Genomic DNA, 18,748 nt, shown 5'->3' on the forward strand with positions numbered 1-18,748 from the left:
CGTCATCACCCGCCGCTTGACATTCAAGCTGGCTTCAAGCTTATAGTTGAGCATGGCGTCGTGATGACACGGATAGGCAAGCACAAAAAATCAGCGGGGAAGTGATGAAAATTGGTGAATTGGCCAAGCGCAGCGGCTTGGCGGCCTCCACGATTCGGTTCTACGAATCCAGGGGCCTGTTGAAAGCCGTGAGCCGGCAATCGAATGGCTACCGCGACTATCCTCTGGAAGCGGTGGCGGTACTGTCCATTATCAGCGACGCGCAGCAGGCGGGCTTTTCCCTGGACGAAATCAAGCAAGTCTTGCCCGAGGATAGCTCATCATGGAAACATGATGAGCTGATGGCCGCACTGAAAAAGAAGATTGCCGATATCGAATCGCTGGAAGTGCGACTGGCCCAGAACAAGGCCCATCTTTTGTCGCTGATTCAACTGATCGATGCAAAACCCGAGGATGTGGACTGCAAGGACAATGCCGCCAGGGTGATGGAAAGCCTGGGGTTAGGCAGTAAAGATTGACTATGCGATTGACTATGCGATTGACTATGCACGGTGATGCCTGCGTCGAGGCATCACCGTGCTGTCACGATGCTTTTAAGGTAACAAGGTAAAGTTGACCCCAAGCTGATTCGCCGTGGAGATATCCACCGATGGCACGGATTGGACCGCATAGCCGTTCGCTGCCGCCTCCACCTTGTATTTGCCGGTACCGGGCAGCGTATTGGCCTGCGCCGTGAATACCAGGGGCAGGGTGGCGCTGTACGGCGCCAGTTGCGGCGCAACGGTAGGCAGGGTCAGCGCATAGGCGCCGGTGGCAATATCCACGCCCTGGTACTTGACCGTGACGGTGGGGCCGGCCGCGAAACTCTGCTTTGCCGAGACCGTCGCGACTTCGGTGATGCTCACTGGCGCCAGGGCGACCGTACCGCCGATGATGCCTGGAGCCGTTGCGGCAGCGACGAGATTGATCGGCGCGCTGGCGCTGCTGAGCGTTGTGGTGCTCGTCGCGGTGGCGACCGGCACGGCGGCGATGACGGCAGTGGCGCTGTTGTCGGCGGTGATGACGACGTCATAGTTACCGGGAACGAGGCGCGCCAGATAGAATTCGCCCGTCGTCGCGTTCGGCGCGGTGGCGGCGACAATCGTGCCGTTCTGCTGCGCCGTTACCATCACATGTTGCGTCAGCAAGGCAGGGGGGACAAAACCGTTGATACCGTTCAGTACGGTTGGCACGACTTTGACGACCGGCTTGAGCGCAAAGCCGCCATTGCCTTTCCTGACGACGGATTTGCAGGCGTCGAAGTCGAGTACCAGGTCGACCCGCTGCCCCGCAGCCACGTCAAACTGGTTGACCAGCTTGATGCCGCTCTGGACCGCGCTGGGCGTATCGAGGGAAACCTCGTTGACGGTGCCGCTCGGCACCACCGAATTGGCCATGGCCGAGCCGGCATTGGCATCGAGCACCAGGCGCAGCTGCGTGTAGCGGCCGGGCGTCAGCGGGGTTTGCCCCAGGTTTTCCAGGGCGCCATTGGTCAGGTTCAAGAGGTTGATCTTGCGCGCGGGGCTGAGCGTAATATCGGTCCAGCCCGCATCGGTATCGCCCGCCGTGGCGCTTTGGTGCACGCGGACCTTGTTGACGGTCACGTTGACGGCGTCGAAGCCGCACGCTGGCGCATCGGTGATGGCGACGCCCAGCGTCCCGCTCAGGTTGGTATCACTTGACGATCCACCGCCGCCGCAGGCCGACAGCAGGGCTGCGGCGGTGACGGTGCTGATCATGCCGCAGGTACGCAATAAGTGTGTCATGGAGTTTTCTCCTCGAATGGTGGCCAGGGTGGCAAGTTGCTGGGATTTCATGTTCAGTCTCCTTGAGAGCCACGGAAAAATTGCGGCTGGTAGAGTAAGAACGACGGGCGAGCTGGATTTCATCCATCACCGGCAACTTTTTTTTCGCGATCCAGCCCTGACTTTACGGCCTGGCTTCGGGCGCGATGCGGAATGCTTCGCCGACCAGGCCGTAACCGGCCTCGGGTGAGCGTTCCCCGCTGCTCATGCGCTGCGCCCGCGCAGCCAGCTTGGCCACGGCGGCGCGGCCTGCCACCAGGTCGGGTTTGCGCATGCTTTGCGCCAGCATGGCTGCCACGATGGGCGCGGCAAACGATGTGCCGCGCACCACGCCATAGGGCTGCGGGCCGACGGCGGCGGCCAGCATCTGGCTGCCGGGCGCGGCGAACATGACCTGCGGGCCGCGCGCCGCTTCCGGCAGGATGCGCCGTTGCGCATCGGCGCCGCTGACGCCGATCACGCCAGGATAGCTGGCCGGATACAACGGTGGCGCCGCCGGGCCGTCATTGCCCACGGCGGCGATCAGCAGGTGGCCGCGCTTGAGCATGGCCTGCACCGCGCGTTCGAGCATCTGGTTGGGCGGTCCCACCAGGCTGACGTTGACCACTGGAACTTGTTCGCGTGCAAGCCAGGCCAGCGCCTCGATGATCTGGTCGACGGCGCCACCCGTTTCACTGCCGCAATAGGCGTCGGCCGCATACAGCCGGGCTCCCGGCGACACGCCATGAAAGCGGTCAGCGTTTCCGATCAGCAGCGAAGCCACCGCCGTCCCATGCGCGCTGGGCACGACGCGGCCGTTGCATCCCCAGCGCCGGATGGCCGCCTTCTGCAAGGCCTGGTGCGTGCTGTCGACGCCGCCATCGACCAGCCCCACGCGCACCGGACCAGCCGCGGCAGGACGGATGGCGCGCTGGCCGGTGGCGGATGGCTTGCCGGACTGGCCGCTGCTGAGATACAGGTGGTTGAAATCATGGCTGCCGCCGGGATCGAGCGCTTGCAGCCGCGCCAGCGCCTCTTCCGTGCTGTAACGCTCCGGCGCGCCGAGCGTCACCAGTGTTTCGCCCAGCCCGCCCAGGACCCGCTTGCCAAGCACGCTGAAACCCTCGGCGCGCGCCGCTTCCAGTACGGCGGCGGGCGGCGACCATGCCAGCAACTGCCGCCGCAGCACGGGCTCGCCGCGGGGATCGGCTTCGATCACGTCGCGATATACGCGCAGCAGGTTTTTCACTGCGCGCGCACGCGATTGTTGCGGATTGGCCCCTTCACCAGTCTCGTCAGTTTCGCCGCGATTGGCTGCATTGGCCGCCTTGGCTCCATTGGCGGCATTGCCAGAATTTCCGGGTTGCATCCAGTTTTGCTGTTTGAGCAAGCCCGGCGGGTCCCTCTGCAAGCCCATGCCCATTCCGTTGCCCATGCCTATACCATTGCCATTACCCCGCGGCATGGGCATATTCATCGAGGGATTCATGGCCGGGCGGTTGCCGTGGCCCTGGCCTTGACCATGGCCCTGGGCATGGACGGCGGTACCGGCCAACAGCAGGGGCAGCAGCGCCAGGAGATGCCGGGCGGGAGAGGCTAACAGGAGCAGGCTAGGGGGCATGGCGGAATATCCGGGGCATTCGGTGAAACAGGATGTTTCATTATATTAAGCCTAAATGGCTGGGGGATGGACTAAAATCCCGTACCCCATCGTTTACCAGAGAACAATGACGCCACACGTCGCATCGCTCCACACCGAAATTGCCGCCTTGCTGCCGCGGCTGCGGCGCTTTGGCCGGGCAGTCACGCGCAACCATGAAGATGCCGATGATCTCGTGCAGGTCGCCATCGAACGGGCGCTCAAGCATAGCGGCCAGTGGGAAGCGGGGTCACGGCTCGACAGCTGGCTGTTCAGAATCATGAAGAATGCCTGGATAGACGAGGTGAGGGTGCGGGTACGGCGCGACCGGCTGTTTACCAGCGAGGAGGAGGGACAGTCCGTTGGCGACGATGCGTCCGAAAGGCAGGTGCATCGCCTGGCTGTACAGCAAGCAATCAGCCGGCTGAACGAGGACCAGCGCATGGTGGTGGCCCTGGTGCTGATCGACGGCATGCCTTATAAAGAGGCGGCGCAGGTGCTGGACATTCCGGTCGGCACGCTGACCAGCCGCCTGGCGCGGGCGCGCGAAGCGCTGCAGGCGCAGTTGTCCGATACGGAGAGGGTAAAATGACGCAGTTCTCTGATGAAATCCTGATGGCATTTGCCGACGGCGAGCTGGACCCCGACACCAGCGCGCAGGTCAAGGCCGCGATGGCTGGCGACGCCGCGATGGCCCGGCGCGTGGCCCAGCATCGCGCCATGCGCGACGACGTCTACGCCAGTTTCGCCCCGATCCTCGACGAAGTCGTGCCGCAGCGCCTGCGCGACGCACTGCGCCCGGCCGAACCGGCGTCCGCCAGCCCGGCGCCAGCGTTCATTCCAAGGCCCGCCGCCAACCACAGCCGCTGGGCCTTGCCCGCGTGGGGCGCGCTGGCCGCGACCCTGGTCGTTGGCGTACTCATCGGGAAAATGGCCTTGCCCATGCTCGAATCCGGCGGCCGCCAGGGCCATGCCACCGATGCCGTCAGCACCTCCGATGGCCGCATGGCGGCAGGCGGCGTGCTGGCCCGCGCATTGTCGCAGCAGCTGGCCAGCGCGCCAGGGCAGGGGCAGCCTGTCAGCATCGGCATCACGTTCCGCTCGGCCGACGGTCAACTCTGCCGCAGCTTCACGCTCCACGACGGCGCCAGCCAGGCCTCGGCCCTGGCCGGCCTCGCCTGCAAGGCGCCCGAGGCTGGCGGCCCGTGGGTCATTCCCGTGCTGGTGGAAACCCAGCCGGAAACGACGTCATCGGCGGCTTACCGCATGGCGGGCAGCGCCGCCCCGGCCATTTTGCAGGCGATAGACGCGCGCATCGCCGGTCAGCCCCTCGACGCGGACGCCGAGCGCCAGGCGCTGCAGCAACTCAAGTAAGGCCTGACTGCCGACTGCCTCAGAAATCGACGGCGGCCGACAGTTGCATGGTGCGGGGTGCCGACTGCGAAACGGTGCCATACGAGGCCACGCCGGCCCAGTAATGGCGGTCGAAGGCGTTCATCAAGCCGGCGCGCAAGGTCGTCGCCTTGCCGGCGATCGCCGTGCGGTAGCGCAAGCCCAGGTCGACCTTGGTCCACGACGGCACCGATTGCACGTTTGCCTGGTCGACAAACTGCTTGCTCGTGTAACTGACGGCGCCCGTGGCCGTCAAGCCAGGCCAGTACGGCAGATCCCATTCGCCGCCCAGGTTGGCCATCGACGTCGGCACGCCCACGGGGCGCTTGCCCATGGTGGCGGCGTTGTTGGTCTTCACCAGGCGCCCGTCGAGCAAGGTGATGCCGGCCAGCAGGCGCACGGCCTTGCTGGCGGCGCCGGACAGGTTCAGCTCCAGGCCCCGGTTGCGCTGCTCGCTATCCATGCTGTAGACCTTGCCGTACAACTGGCCGCTGGGCTTGGTCACCTGGAACACGGCCAGCGTCGCCAGCACGACGCCGAAATCGGCCTTCGTCCCCACTTCATATTGCTTGCTCTTGTAGGGCGCAAAGACCTGGCCCGCGTTATCGGCGATGTTCGGGGCGATATCGCCCTTGCTGAGGCCCTCGATATAGTTCGCATACAGCGACACGTGGGGCAGCGGCTTGACGACGATGCCGGCCAGCGGCGTCAAGGCGCCTTGCTTGTAGTGCGTGGTGAGCGCGCCGCTGATGGCGTGGTAGTTTTTCGATTCGACCAGCTGGCGGCGCACGCCCAGGGTCAGCTGCACGCGCTGGTCCAGCATGTCCAGCGTATCGGCCACGGCCAGGCTGGAGAGGGTCGACGCGGACAGTTTCGGCACGCGGGCCGGTGCGGCAATGCCGGGGTCGGGCACGGCCACGGGATGGTAGATGTTTGAGGTGATGAGCTTGCCTGAATTGCTCACGCTGCCAAACTCGTCGCGGTAGACATTGCCCATCACGACCAGCGCATGCTCGACGCCGCCCGTGCGAAAGCGCGTGCGCACGCCCGTGTCGCCGCTGGCGCGCCGCACGCGGAATTTCCAGTTCATGGGCGTGACCGTCATGTCGCCGGCCGCGCTGGTGATCGTCGGCGTCTGGTCCGAATAGCGCGACACGTCGGAGCGCGTGCCGCCCAGATCGGCGAACACGGTCACTTTATCGTTCACATCGTATTCGATCTTGCCCAAGGTGGCCAGGTCGTTGGACTTCCACCAGCCCCACGACTGGGCGATGTTGCGCCGGCCGTCCGGCGCCTCGGGCACGGGCAGGCGCGCGGCCACGAGGAAAGGGCGCGTGGGCGCGTCGATCCACTGGTATTGCTCGATCACGTCGAGCGAGGCGCGCAGCCGCTGGCCCTGGTAGTCGAGGGCGACGGCCGCCACTTCCGCGCGCGAAGTCTGGTGGTCGAGCGGCGTATGGCCCTGGCGGTGCAAGCCATTGAAGCGGATGCCGAAACGCCGCTCTTCACCGAAACGGCGGCTGACGTCGATGGCCGCGCCAGCCTGCGAGCCCGAGCCGTAATCGAGCGTCAAACGCGTCAAGTCGCGCGGCAGCGAGCGTTTCGGCACGGCATTGACGACGCCGCCCACGCCACCATTCGGCGACATCCCGTACAGCAAGGCGGCCGGCCCCTTGAGCACCTCGACGCTTTGCAGGTATTCCGTAAACAAATGGTAATTGGGCGACACGCCATACACGCCGTCGAACGCCACTTCACTCAGATTGCCCTCGTTGAGGGGAAAACCGCGGATGAAAAACGAATCCGTGACGCCGCCGATCTGGCCCGTGAAGCGGGTGGACGGATCGCCGCCCAGCACCTCGGCCAGAGTCAGCGCCTGCTGGTCCAGCATGCGCTGGCTCGTGTAACTGTTGACGCTGAACGGCGTATCGAGCAAGTCTTTTTCCCCCAGCAAGCCAGCCCGCGCGCTCTTGGCAATCTGCCCGCCGGCATCCGCTTCGGCTTGACCGCTGACGACCACGGTGGCGAGCGGGTTGGGCGCGCTGGACGTTGCTTGCGCGTAGACGGAGGGTGGCACGCTGGCAATGAGCAGGCCGGCGAGAATCAGACGGGCGGCGAGGGGATGATGGGCTGGGAATGGGGTAGGGCGTGAGGATGGCATCGATGGGATGGGCGCAAGGTTATAAGAAGAAAAACTGTGCGCACTATACTATAAATGAGAATCATTACGTTCTATATTTGCTGGCATGAGGTGCTCTGAATGCTGGTCGAGAAGCCGATTCGGCTTCGCTTTGCAAGGATCAGCAATTTCCGTTTGATCTGCCGGCGTCTCCCTTCATGGGGGCATAGGCAGTGTGCCTCGTCTCGGTGCCGCCATAATAGGTGTGGCGGATTGGGCTGGTTCATCGGAGAGCCGACCTGCAGACGCGCGACAAAGTCTGGAAGGCATTTTGTCGAAACATGAAACTGTCCATGCCCGGTTGGCGATATATATCCCGTTCAATACACCACGGATGGATTAGTTCAGCCACACCAGCTTAATGGCTGCAGCCATACATAAGAACACTATGCACCATAGGACAATCGGCCCTGATGCACCCTTAAATTTGAATCCTAAGCCTTCAAATTCGATCGGACCGGATGTGTTCTCAAGAACCATCACTAGACACAGTGCAGCCAACGGTAGCCCAATTGTCGCTGGAATTTGTTCCAGTGCCTTCGAGTAGAGTGCCTGATCAGTCAGCATTGTGACGGCCCCACCGAGTACGAAGGTACCGGCGAAGAATATGCCACCGAGAAGCGCAGCCCACTGAGCAACACGTTGTATTGTTGAGCCCATATTCTTGCCTCATCTTTATCTGTTGGTGTCACGCCTCTGTCAATGCAGCAGGCCAGTCCGTCTGTCCAAATTAGAATTTATCCACATAGCCTTGACCCGTGCTGATTTCCACCAAAAAAAAGCTGATGTGGCGGCCCCCGTCCCGACCATTTTTACAATGGTCATATTGGAGTCCAGCTTGCTGTTCTTCTAGGCCAAGTCACGTCCGCGCCCCCACACCGTTTCGGCTTTGGTGTGGCCGGGGCACACAAGATTGAGGTGATTTTAGCACGTGAGTGTATTTCGATACCTAGGTAGAAATTTCAATTTTCTTGACTGATTTTTGAAAGTTTGTTTGCTTTTCCGCAAGACTGAGCATACAGTGGTAACGCTGATATTTTTCGACTTCGCATTAAGCTATTTCCGTTTAACAACCTCTTGATCTATTAACTTTCTATATATTATGACCAATCAGTCTAATGAAATAAATTCAGAAAATGGGGCTGCAATACTGGGCGCCTTATCATTGACAGTTGTGAAAAAATGGAACGATAAAGACCAAGAAAAGGTTAATCGCTTCATTGAGGAGTGGGTTCGTATGCTGCATGACGAGCTTCGTGAAAAAGAAGCTACAATTTTGGAAATAATGGCAAGAATTGATTTGCACGACGAAAGAATTTCAAATCGAGTAGAAAGTCGAGAATATCAAAGCTTGGTCAGAAAAACTTTCCGGGAGTGGGCCGGTGCTGAAAGTGAGGCCAAGAGAGTTTGGATACGTAACATTTTATCAAATTCAGCAACATCAGCCCAGGCTAGTGACGACGTTGTTCGGTTATTTATCGATTGGATCGGATCTTATTCAGAATTACACTTTGAAGTTATTGCAAACATTTACCGTTCCGGAGGTCGAGGTACATCACGGGGGGCAATTTGGACTTCACTTGGCAGACCCAATGTGCGTGAAGACTCCGCAGATGCCGATCTCTATAAATTACTTTTCCGAGATTTGACGACTGGTGGAATTATGCGCCAGCATAGAGAAACGGATTACAACGGGAATTTCTTGGCAAAGCAACCAGTTAAACGTAGCCCCGCTGGAAGTACTAAAACATTAATGTCGGCATTCGATATGTCTGAACTGTACGAACTTACCGAGCTTGGCTCACAATTTGTCCACTATGCGATGTCTGAACTTCCTTTGAAGGTTGAGTATCGTTATAACCCAGATGATGATAATTAAAATGGAATGATATATGATTTTTGTCTCTCACAACTATAACGATAAAGCAATTGTTGAACGATTTGCCGTGGCGCTTAGTGAATCTTTCGGCCAAGAGAAAGTTTTTTATGATTCCTGGTCAATTCAACCAGGAGACGGAATTATTGACAGAATGAATTCCGGATTGTCGAGCTGTAAATTTTTCCTTTTCTTCGTTACTAAACATAGCCTAAACAGCAAGATGGTTCAATTAGAATGGCAGAATGCCCTTATGGCTAAGGCAAAGAACGGAATTAAATTCATACCTATCAGAGTTGACAATAGTGAAATGCCTATTCTGCTTATGCAGAGTTTATATATTGATTTGTATAGTGCTGGAATTGACGCCTCAATTCGTCAAGCAGTTGATGTGATATCGGGGAAGAGCACCTACTCTCCAATTGAATTATTTTCGAATTTGCATTCACATGCAACTCAATCTAATGGTTTGTGCATATTGAATATTGAGGCAAAAAGTTTTATGGAGCCAATATCCAGTTTTCTTCTTGTTTTCAATAATAATATTGATGAATTTGAATTCGATATTCCAGATGAGTGCGCCTATAATTCCAGTGAGTCGTACTCCATAAAGATTGACGAACAGACGTCTGGTCAGGCTAAAGCACTTGGGCTTGATCGTGCCATTGTTCCTGGGCATTCATTAAATATAACAATAAAAATTCCTATTGATGTAGTAATGGACTTACGTTCTATTTTGCATGAGAGAACAAAGGGGAGTTGGGCGCCTATTCCACTTACTTGGAATTAGTATCTTTGGTTGCAATATTTTTATAAATTAAATCTGTGCACGCAGCAACAATTAAACGGAACATCAGGAAATTAATTATGGCAAAAATTTTTGTTTCATACAGCCGAAAAGATAGGTCGTACGTTGAGCAGATTGTTGACCAGTTAAAACTCAATGGTCACGAAATTGTTGTTGATGTTGATTCTATTTCTGCTGGTCAAAATTGGCAACAGACGCTGGCAGAAGGGCTGAAAATTTCAGATGTGTTTATTGCTTTCATTTCATCAAATTCAGTTACATCGCAGAACGTATTAATTGAAATAGGTGCAGCAAGAGCTTATGCGAGCGAATCAGATAGAATGTTAGTTATTCCAATTGTAATTGATGAGGTTCAAGTTCCGCCCGCTATTCAAAGTTTGCTTTATATTGGCGCATTAGAATTTAATATTGCAGAGGTAGTGGGGAAAGTAGAAGAGGCAATTGCTAGGTTTGTGGGTAGGAAGGCGGCTGAGGAGGAGAAGAAAGTAGCTTTATCACAGCGCATGGAGAAAAATGCTGCTGAGTATATTAACGAAGCTATGATTTTGCTAGAACGATTAGAAAAGAGGAATAGATATATAGGTTTTGTTTGGTACGTAGCAGGTTTCTTATCTCTTATTGCTGGTATTTTTTTTGGAATAATAAGTGTGATTGGTGCCAACTCTACTAATGATAGGGCGTGGCCCGACCTTTTGTTCCTTGGATTAAAGGGGTTAGTGATCGTTGGTCTGCTTGGTGCTTGTTCAAAATACGCCTTCAGTCTTGGACGATCGTATGTCAGCGAGTCTCTTAAAAGTGCGGATCGGATACATGCGATTTCCTTTGGACGATTTTTCCTTAGAGTTTACGGAGAGAATGCAAGCTGGCCTGAGGTAAAAGAAGTTTTTCAACACTGGAACATTGATAGAGGGACAAACCTCAATAGTCCCTCTGTGGCTGATTTCGATCCAAAATTCCTTGAGGCTGTAGTGGAGGTGGCGAAGGCAGTGAGTATTCGTGGGCCTGAGAAGAGCTGAAGTTAGCAGAACACTTGAGAAGCAGACCATTGATTTTTCCGGTTTCTCAAGTACTAACTTAGGGTAGAACACAGCAACTATTAGTATCGTCCACTTCCGTCCATCATTTGACATAATATAAATTATGCGAAGTTATGGATGGTTTCGTCAAATCCCTCATTTTGCAACTTGTACAATCGCAAATGCGATTTCAGCCTTCTACGCACCGCTGTGGCGCTATGGCTTTTTGCACGGTTCCTTCGCGCCTCACTACACCGCCCAGCTCGAACACAGCGCGTACGTTCCCCGATCTTTGGTATTGGCTGTTCCAGTTCGCTTCCGGATGCTGCTTTGCGTCGCGCTTCGCAAATCGTCCAGCACGCCCGTCGGCCTGTCCACGCATGCCACTACGGCTGCGGCTCCCAAACAAACACGGTTGCGCGGCGTGCTCTGGCGTATTCGGCTGGCGATGTGGCCAGGCTGCCTGCGCCGGTAATTTCAATGCTCCAGCGTTTCGCCGGCGCATGCGTGGCCAGGCATAGCGCTGCCGATGCGGCGCGTTGCAGGCTGAGCGCGTTGTTGGCGGCCGGCGTGCCGCGCTCGTCGGCGGCGCCGGCAATCTGCACGCGTTGGGCGTTCGGGGACGCTTTTGTCACGTTCGCGGCGAGCCGTGCGCAGTCTTCTTGCCTGGGTGTCGAACTGCCCGTCGCGAAGCTGATTTCGGCTGCCAACGTCCATTTTCCGGTGCCGCCGGCGACGACGCGCGGGCCGCGCTCGTTCTGGCGTTTGATCTCCTGGGCAAGGTCGGCCACGGCGGCGGACAGGCGATTGACGGTCTGCGGGTCTGGCGGGATGAACACCGGGTCTGTCGGCGGCGTCGTGATGTGCCCGCATTTGATGGTCGCCGGACCCATGCAATCTTGCCGCAAGTCCCCTGCCGCCACCTTGGCGTCCATCACGTCGTCGCGCCGGGCGCCGTTGGCGACGGCGGCGTCGAGAACCGGTGCGGCGCTGCCCGGTTTGCCCACGGCCTTGAACATCGCGTTCAAGACGCTGGCTTTTTGTTCCAGCGCCGTTTGATAGGTGTCATAGTCGATCGAACCGCTCCAGAAGCCGACGCAAGCCGAATAGCCTTCCTGGACCTTCTCCCTGACCAGTGGCGCAAACGCAACGGGTTTGATGGAATAGGAACCGGCCAGATAGATGCCGGTCTTGCCTAGCGGTACCTCGAGCAGTGTCTTGCAGCCATCTTCAAACGCGGCGCGCAAGCCCTGGCACATGTTTTCTGCCAACGGATGCACGGCCGGTTCGATGCCGCAGCGGCCCTCGTGCTGGAAACCCGCATACAGCGCGAGGGCCGCCGGGATGATTACCTCCAGATAGGGACTCATTATTTGGTGACCGGGCCGGCGGCCACGGCGCTGTCGCCGCCGGACACCGTGCATGTGACGGCCGGCGCATTCTTGCTGGCGTCGCGGGCGTTGACCAGGCGCTGGCCGCCCGCCTCGTAAATCTGCTCGAGCATCAGGCGCAGCGCCTGGGCTTCGTCATACTTTCCCATGCCCAGACCGATGACAATCGCGCGCGTCTGGTCGAGCGCTGGCCGGATGGCGACGGAAAAATCGTCCCTGGTCAAACACACCTTGGCAGCCGAACTTACTGTTTTCGTTCCGCTTGCCGAGCTTCCTTTTTTCCACTCCACATCCACTTCCTTGATGTGCAGGAAATCATAGTAAGGAATCGCAGCAACAAGCACGACGGAATCAATCTCATGGCGCTTGTTTGAAAAGCTGGCGTTGACGGCCGCTTTGTGCGCCTTTTTTTGCTCGGACAAGCGCGCCAGCTGCTGCTCGTACTGCGCCGCATCGTAGGCGGGCCAGGCATTGATGCCTTTGGAAATCTCCTCCATATATCGCTCATGTACCTGCGTCATGGCCGCCTGGTCAGGCCGCGCGACAACTTCTTCCAGGATGCACAGACGCTGCGCGAACAGGGTTTTGACAAGGGCTTCGTCACCGACGCCCGTTGAACTCCACTTGGACGTGATGGGGTTCATTTCCTTGCCCTCGATGACAGGCTTGAGCTGGAACGCCAGCCGGCCGTCCTTTCCCGTGAGGCCAGGACAACTGCCTTGCGCGTCGCCGACCAGCTTTTTTTGCTGGGGAGTCAACTCGGGAGTCAAACTTGCACAACCGGCAAGCATGGCGCTTGCGGCGATGGCACAAAGCCACAAGATCAGCGGGCGCAGTGTTTTCATTCTTATCCCCTGTGTTGAGGCAATAACAATATGCGCTACGATACGCCGAAGATGAGCGTGGAAATACGTTTATTGTCACAATGAAAATCTACAACAATTGTCACCGTGCCCCGGGCAGACGCTGACCCAGCCGCTTTGCATGGCGTCCACCTCCCTTCCCCGCCCTGCTCCCGGCGCCATTCCTGGCACCATACCAGCGCGCCGGAAAACAGTCACTGGTATGGCCTGCATCGCCGGTCTACTGGGGAAAGGTGGCAACTGGTATTGTGATCTTGCGCAAAGAATAAAACCAGTTGACTACCACCTGCAATGCTTGCACTCTGAAAAATCGGACGGTGTCCAGCCGGCCGGCAAAAAAATACACAAGGAGACGCAATGAACCGGACAGTCATGAATACCCTCATCATTACCCTCTTCGGGGGAACGTTGGCAGCCTGCGGCGGAGGCAGCGAAGGATCCAGCGCAGGCGCCAGCCAGCTGCTGGCCGGCGCCACGCAAGCGGTCGCCTGCTACGCGCCGTGGAACAGCGGCACGGCCTACAACGGTGGCGGCCAGGCCAGCTACAACAACGTCAATTACACGGCCAACTGGTGGACGCAAGGCAATAACCCGTCGACCAGCAGCGGCGGCGCCGGCAGCGGCCAGCCCTGGACCGCAGTGGGAGACTGCGGTACGCCGACACCGACTCCTACGCCAACTCCGACACCAACGCCTACCCCAACACCTACGCCGACTCCCACCCCGACACCGACGCCAACTCCGACACCTACTCCAACACCGACGCCTACCCCCACGGGCCTGGCGAAACACGCGCTGATCGGCTACTGGCACAACTTCACCAACCCCAGCGGCGCCACCTACCCGATCAGCCAGGTCAGCGACGATTGGGACGTGATCGTCGTGTCGTTCGGCGACAACGCGGGCGGCGGCAATGTCAGCCTGACCATCGATCCGGGCGCCGGCACGGAAGCGCAATTCATCGCCGACGTGGCCGCCAAACGTGCCAAGGGCAAGAAAGTCATCCTGTCGCTGGGCGGGCAAAATGGTTCCGTTTCCGTCGGCAACACGGCCGAAGCGACGAATTTCACCAACAGCCTGTACGCCATCATCACCAAATATGGTTTCGACGGCATCGACCTGGACCTGGAAAACGGTGTGGCGCAAGGCGCGGCCATCCAGACCTATCTGCCGATCGCCGTGAAAAACCTGAAAGCCAAGGTCGGCAGCAGCTTTTACCTGTCGATGGCGCCGGAATGGGTGTATGTGGAAGGGGGCTACACGAGCTATGGCAGCATCTGGGGCGCCTATATTCCCATCATCAACGCCCTGCGCTCGGAGCTGACGGTGCTGCACCCGCAGTACTACAACAATGGCGATATCTATACGCCGTACGCCACGGGGCCCATCAAGGCCGGCTCGGCCGACCAGCTGGTGGCCACGGCGCGCATGCTGATCGAAGGTTTCAATTACGGCAGCAATACCTTTGCCGGCCTGCGTCCGGACCAGGTGGGCTTCGGCGTGCCGTCAGGGCGCAGCTCGGCCGGCTCGGGTTTCACGACGAATGCCGACGTCAGCAACGCCCTCAATTGCCTGACGCGCCTGCTCAACTGCGGCACCATCAAGCCGCTGCAGGCGTATCCGGACTTCCGTGGCGTGATGACGTGGTCGATCAACTGGGACCGCCACGATAACTATAATTTCTCCGTGCCGACGAAGACCGTGCTGAAGACCTTGCCGTAAGGGAGCAAACAGGCCGGACGAGCACTGCCCTCCTCCGGCCTGCATACTATATAGATAGGCGTGCTTACGCTACGGACGGGTACACGATACGGTCCGGGTCGGCAATCAGGCGGTCCAACACGCGGTCGCGCCAGCTTGGCTTGCCGTCATGCGCAAGCACATGGCGGGCATAGGCGCAAAAGCGGGCAGCGTCGAGATGCCCGGCGCGAGGAATACCGCCAAAACGACGGTCCAGCACAAAGAACCGCAGACGCCAGCTGATGTCCGTCGCGCCGGCCACATCGGTTCTTTGCCTGTCTTCACGCGTGACGGCCACGGAAATGAGCTGCGCATGGCGTTGCTGCAGCTGGCAGAACAGGCGCCAGGCCTGCATGTCCGGCTCATAGTGGCAGGTCGACACGCCGCGCACCAGCGGATAGCGCCCGGTGCGGCGCGCAATGCGGTCGCAGGCGAACTTCGCCAGCACCGTGCGGTGATTGCCGCCGCCGTCCGTGTACCAATCGTGGCCATCGATGGAACTGAGCACGATGCCATTGTCGAGTTCGCCGTTGAAATAGTAATCCGGGTTGCGTTCATACTGGGCAAAAACGGCGCGCATCTTGCCCGGTTTGTATTGCGGTGCCAGCGCGGCGTCGCGCCACGACTGGCCCGCATAGTGGTCCGACTGGCCGACGACGCTGCGCATGTCCATGAGAGCGTTGCTCCGCAGGCACTCGCGCACGACGAAATCATCGAGATTGGCGCCGTGTTGCGCAGGAAAAACGTCGCGCCACTCGGCAATCACTTGCTGCGACCAGGGCTGTGGCGTGGTCAGTACATCGTCAAAAAGGGTGGGCATGCTGTTCTCCAGAAACGCCAGCACATGCTGGTTTACCGTATAGGCAGCAAATGCGTGTTTTTGGACGGGATCAGGCAGATATCATTCAATTTCATATTTCGATAGTCTGTAGCTATTGATCCGTTTGAAATATTTTGCTTCCTTTTGTAAATGAGAATCGTTACTATCTAAATCAAGGATAAGCGAATTCAACAGAAAGGAGCCTCCCTTGTTCACAGCCATCAAAACATTCAGCCAGGTTTGCACGCATATGTCGATCGCCTTCGGCCTCGCCTATTTGCTCACGGGCTCCCTGGCGCTCGGTGGCTTGGCAGCAATCATCGAACCGGTCATCAACGTAGCACTGCTGCCGTGGCATGAAAAAGCCTGGCATGCGATCCGCCGCCGCTACGCCGCCAGCCGCCTGGGCTTTGCCGCACTGGCCGGTGAAAAGCTCAGCCAGACGGCCCTGCACATGAGCGTGGCTTTCGGCGTCATGTACTGGGCCACCGGTTCCCTGGCCTTCGGCGGCTTGCTGGCCGTGGTCGAGCCGATCTGCAACGTGATCGTCCTGCCCTTCCACGACCGGCTGTGGGAAAAAGCCCGCTTTCGCCTGGAAAGCCGCAGCGCGGCGCCATTGGCGACGCTGCCCACCTGATATTTTTCACCCAAGAACAAGGACTGGGGCCGGACCCGGCGGGTCCGCCCCCGGCTTCTTGCCGCAGGCCAAAGCCGATATGGCGGCCGGTTTCAGCCGCCTTCATGGCGTGCTGGCACCTTGCCCGCCCACACGGGAGGCCTTTTTTGCCCCCACGGCGCCGCCCGCTCCAGCTGTCCCGCCAGGCGCAGCAAGATTCCATCGTTCGCATAACCGGCCATGAACTGCATGCCGATCGGCAAACCGTCATTCGACATGCCGAGCGGCACGGACATGGCTGGCAAGCCCGCCACGTTCGCCAGCGGCGTGTACGGCGAATGCTCGAACAGGCGCGCTGTCCAGCCAACACCGTCAAGTTTTTCCTCCTTTTCGCCATAGCGGCCCAGCTGCCATGGCACATCCGGCATGGTGGGCGTCAGCAGCACGTCGTACTGGCCGAACAAGGCGCCGGCCTGGCGCGTGACCGTGTTGCGCACGTCGAGGGCGGCCACGAAGTCGACGGCCGACACCGTTTGGCCATGACGATAGCAGGCAAGGGTCGCCGCTTCCAAGGTGTCGAGCGACACGCCGCGTCCGCTCTCTTGCGCCAGGGCGTCTATCCATGGCACCAGGTTGGCGCACCAGATGCTGGCGTTCGCCTGCACGAACGCTTCCCACGACACGCCCAACGCGGGCGACACTTCTTCCACGTGGTGGCCCAGGCTTTCCAGCAGGCGCACGCTCGTGTCCAGCGCGGCATCGATGGCCGGCACGGGATGGGCGCCATTGCAGGCGGCGCGCTGCACGGCGATGCGCAGCTTGCCCGGCGACACGCTCACTTGCGACAGCCAGCTGTGGCCGGGCGCAGCCGTTACATATGGCTCGCCCGGCAGCACACCCTGCACGCAATCAAGCAAGGCGGCGCTGTCGCGCACGGTGCGGCTCACGCCCAGCTGCACGCCCAGGCCGCTGAAGATTTCGTCCATGGCGGGGCCGTTCGAGACTCTGCCCCGGCTCGGCTTCAAGCCGAACAGCCCCGTCGACGCGGCAGGCACGCGGATGGATCCGGCCGCATCCGTCGCATGGGCCAGCGGCACGATGCCGGCCGCGACGGCCGCCGCCGCGCCGCCGCTGGAACCGCCCGCACTCAATGCCACGTTCCAGGGATTGCGCGTGGCGCCGTAGAGCACGGGTTCGGTGGTGGTGGCAAAGGCCATTTCCGGCGTGCTCGTGCGGCCAAAGGTGATTAGCCCCGCCTGGCGGAACTGCGTCATCAGGTGGGAATCCAGCGCGGCGATGTGGCCGGCGCCCAGGCGGCTGCCCGCTTCGCTGCGCTTGCCTGCCATGGTGACGGCCACATCCTTGATCAAAAATGGCACGCCGGCGAACGGCGCCGTGTGGTCGATGTGTGTGAAATCGGCTGGCCACAACTCGACCACGGCGTTGATGTGCGGGTTGACGGCGGCGCAGGCGCGCACGGCCGCATCGTGCAATTCAGCCGCAGAGACGGCGCCATCGCGCACTAGCTGGGACAGCCCCAAACCATCAAAGCTCGTATATTCATGGATTTGCATCGGTTAGTTCCTGTAAAAGATGAAGAGTGAGAATCACAGGAACTACTGTAGGGCTTGCGCTATCATAGTGGAAATGAATAGTTAATATACAAGGTATAGCCATGAACAATCTGCATAAGTTGGATTTGCACAAGCTGGACTTGAACCTGCTGCTGACCCTGAATGCCTTGCTGATCGAGCGCAACGTGACGCGGGCAGCCGCGCGGCTGCACTTGAGCCAGCCATCCGTCAGCGTGCAGCTGGGCAAGTTGCGCGCCGCTTTCGACGATCCGCTGCTCTTGCCCGGTCCGCGCGGCATGCTGCCCACGGCGCGCGCGCTGACCCTGTTTGCACCATTGCAAGCCGTGCTGGCGCAGCTGGAGCAAGTCTTGCAGCCGGAACAGGCGTTCGACCCGGCCACGGCCGAGGTGCGCTGGAACCTGGCGGCGGCCGACGCCACCGAATATGCGATCCTGCTGCCCATGCTGCCCGCCTTGCGCGCGCAGGCGCCGTTGTCGCGCATGGCCGTGTTCGAGGCCGTGCCGGCGCGCATGGCGCAAGACCTGGAAAATGGCCAGGTCGACCTGGGCTTTCTGGCGCAGGAAGAAGCGCCACCCGGCTTGCGCCACCGCACCTTGTTTACCGAACACTACGTGCTGGCGGGCCGCCGCGACCATCCGTTGTTGCAGGCACAGCCCGACCTCGACCGGTTTTGCGCGCTCGAATTCATCGTCGTCTCGCCCAACGGCGGCGGTTTCCGCAGCAATGTGGATACGGCACTGGAATTGCTGGGCCGGACGCGCAAGGTGGTGCTGTCCGTGCCGCATTTCCTCATCGTCCCGCCCTTGCTGGCGGCGTCCGACATGGTGGCCCTGCTGCCGTCGCGCCTGCTGAAAAACGCGCTGGGCGGCCTGCGCACGTGGGAGCCGCCCGTCAGCCTGCCCGATTACGAGATGGCCATGGTCTGGCATGAGCGCATGCACCTGGACCCGGCGCACCGCTGGTTGCGCGAACGCATCATGGCCTTCTGAA

16 protein-coding genes are annotated in these 18,748 nt (G+C 59.3%); 9 read left to right on the forward strand and 7 right to left on the reverse strand.

The features are described from left to right. Nucleotides 1–104 precede the first annotated feature (104 nt). A complete protein-coding gene (locus KO538_RS16950) occupies nt 105–518 on the forward strand; it encodes a MerR family transcriptional regulator (RefSeq protein ID WP_219329051.1) in 414 nt (137 codons plus the stop codon). 75 nt (nt 519–593) lie between these two features. Here the strand turns inward: KO538_RS16950 and KO538_RS16955 are convergent, their stop codons facing one another. Further along, the gene (locus KO538_RS16955; protein WP_257620414.1) at nt 594–1,856 is read right to left on the reverse strand and encodes a DUF4382 domain-containing protein; all 1,263 of its coding nucleotides are present in this window, start codon (nt 1,854–1,856) and stop codon (nt 594–596) included. A 112-nt stretch (nt 1,857–1,968) separates the two neighbouring features. After that, the gene (locus tag KO538_RS16960; RefSeq protein WP_219329052.1) at nt 1,969–3,192 is read right to left on the reverse strand and encodes a S8 family serine peptidase; all 1,224 of its coding nucleotides are present in this window, start codon (nt 3,190–3,192) and stop codon (nt 1,969–1,971) included. A 358-nt stretch (nt 3,193–3,550) separates the two neighbouring features. Between KO538_RS16960 and KO538_RS16965 the strand changes: the two genes are divergently transcribed. Beyond that, nucleotides 3,551–4,054, forward strand: coding sequence for an RNA polymerase sigma factor (locus tag KO538_RS16965; RefSeq protein WP_219329053.1), 504 nt, complete (start codon nt 3,551–3,553; stop codon nt 4,052–4,054). Continuing rightward, nucleotides 4,051–4,836, forward strand: a complete 786-nt coding sequence (locus KO538_RS16970) for a hypothetical protein (protein ID WP_219329054.1) — start codon at nt 4,051–4,053, stop codon at nt 4,834–4,836. The genes KO538_RS16965 and KO538_RS16970 overlap by 4 nt, the downstream gene beginning before the upstream one ends. Before the next feature lie 19 nt (nt 4,837–4,855). On the opposite strand, the gene KO538_RS16975 is transcribed toward KO538_RS16970, so the two are convergent. Next, entirely contained in the window at nt 4,856–7,015 is a 2,160-nt protein-coding gene (locus KO538_RS16975; protein ID WP_219329055.1) for a TonB-dependent siderophore receptor, read from the reverse strand. 1,120 nt (nt 7,016–8,135) lie between these two features. Here KO538_RS16975 and KO538_RS16980 point away from each other — a divergent pair. From KO538_RS16980 to KO538_RS16990, 3 genes are all read left to right on the forward strand, one after another. Next, a complete protein-coding gene (locus KO538_RS16980; RefSeq protein ID WP_219329056.1) occupies nt 8,136–8,912 on the forward strand; it encodes a hypothetical protein in 777 nt (258 codons plus the stop codon). A gap of 13 nt (nt 8,913–8,925) precedes the next feature. Next, nucleotides 8,926–9,699 carry a toll/interleukin-1 receptor domain-containing protein gene (locus KO538_RS16985; protein WP_219329057.1) on the forward strand — a complete coding sequence of 258 codons (774 nt, stop codon included), beginning with the start codon at nt 8,926–8,928 and terminating at the stop codon, nt 9,697–9,699. Between the two features lie 77 nt (nt 9,700–9,776). After that, a complete protein-coding gene (locus KO538_RS16990) occupies nt 9,777–10,733 on the forward strand; it encodes a toll/interleukin-1 receptor domain-containing protein (RefSeq protein ID WP_219329058.1) in 957 nt (318 codons plus the stop codon). A 386-nt stretch (nt 10,734–11,119) separates the two neighbouring features. On the opposite strand, the gene KO538_RS16995 is transcribed toward KO538_RS16990, so the two are convergent. Together KO538_RS16995 and KO538_RS17000 are read right to left on the reverse strand one after the other, a co-directional pair. After that, the gene (locus KO538_RS16995; RefSeq protein ID WP_219329059.1) at nt 11,120–12,103 is read right to left on the reverse strand and encodes an OmpA family protein; all 984 of its coding nucleotides are present in this window, start codon (nt 12,101–12,103) and stop codon (nt 11,120–11,122) included. Beyond that, nucleotides 12,103–12,969, reverse strand: coding sequence for a hypothetical protein (locus KO538_RS17000; protein ID WP_219329060.1), 867 nt, complete (start codon nt 12,967–12,969; stop codon nt 12,103–12,105). The genes KO538_RS16995 and KO538_RS17000 overlap by 1 nt, the downstream gene beginning before the upstream one ends. A 390-nt stretch (nt 12,970–13,359) precedes the next feature. On the opposite strand from KO538_RS17000, the gene KO538_RS17005 reads away from it, so the two are divergent. Next, nucleotides 13,360–14,709, forward strand: coding sequence for a chitinase (locus KO538_RS17005; RefSeq protein ID WP_257620415.1), 1,350 nt, complete (start codon nt 13,360–13,362; stop codon nt 14,707–14,709). Between the two features lie 64 nt (nt 14,710–14,773). Here the strand turns inward: KO538_RS17005 and KO538_RS17010 are convergent, their stop codons facing one another. Then, complete coding sequence (locus KO538_RS17010; protein ID WP_219329061.1) at nt 14,774–15,547, reverse strand: hypothetical protein; 774 nt, start codon at nt 15,545–15,547, stop codon at nt 14,774–14,776. A 208-nt stretch (nt 15,548–15,755) separates the two neighbouring features. On the opposite strand from KO538_RS17010, the gene KO538_RS17015 reads away from it, so the two are divergent. Then, the gene (locus KO538_RS17015) at nt 15,756–16,184 is read left to right on the forward strand and encodes a DUF2061 domain-containing protein (RefSeq protein WP_219329062.1); all 429 of its coding nucleotides are present in this window, start codon (nt 15,756–15,758) and stop codon (nt 16,182–16,184) included. A gap of 92 nt (nt 16,185–16,276) precedes the next feature. Here the strand turns inward: KO538_RS17015 and KO538_RS17020 are convergent, their stop codons facing one another. After that, nucleotides 16,277–17,737 (reverse strand): amidase, encoded by a 1,461-nt coding sequence (locus KO538_RS17020; RefSeq protein ID WP_219329063.1) that lies wholly within the window; start codon nt 17,735–17,737, stop codon nt 16,277–16,279. A 101-nt stretch (nt 17,738–17,838) separates the two neighbouring features. Between KO538_RS17020 and KO538_RS17025 the strand changes: the two genes are divergently transcribed. Next, on the forward strand, nt 17,839–18,747 hold the full coding sequence (locus tag KO538_RS17025) for a LysR family transcriptional regulator (protein ID WP_219329064.1): 909 nt from the start codon (nt 17,839–17,841) through the stop codon (nt 18,745–18,747). The last annotated feature ends 1 nt before the right edge of the window (nt 18,748 follow it).

It is taken from the genome of Janthinobacterium sp. NKUCC08_JDC (assembly GCF_019345575.1).
Classification (GTDB): Bacteria; Pseudomonadota; Gammaproteobacteria; order Burkholderiales; family Burkholderiaceae_D; genus Janthinobacterium; species Janthinobacterium aestuarii.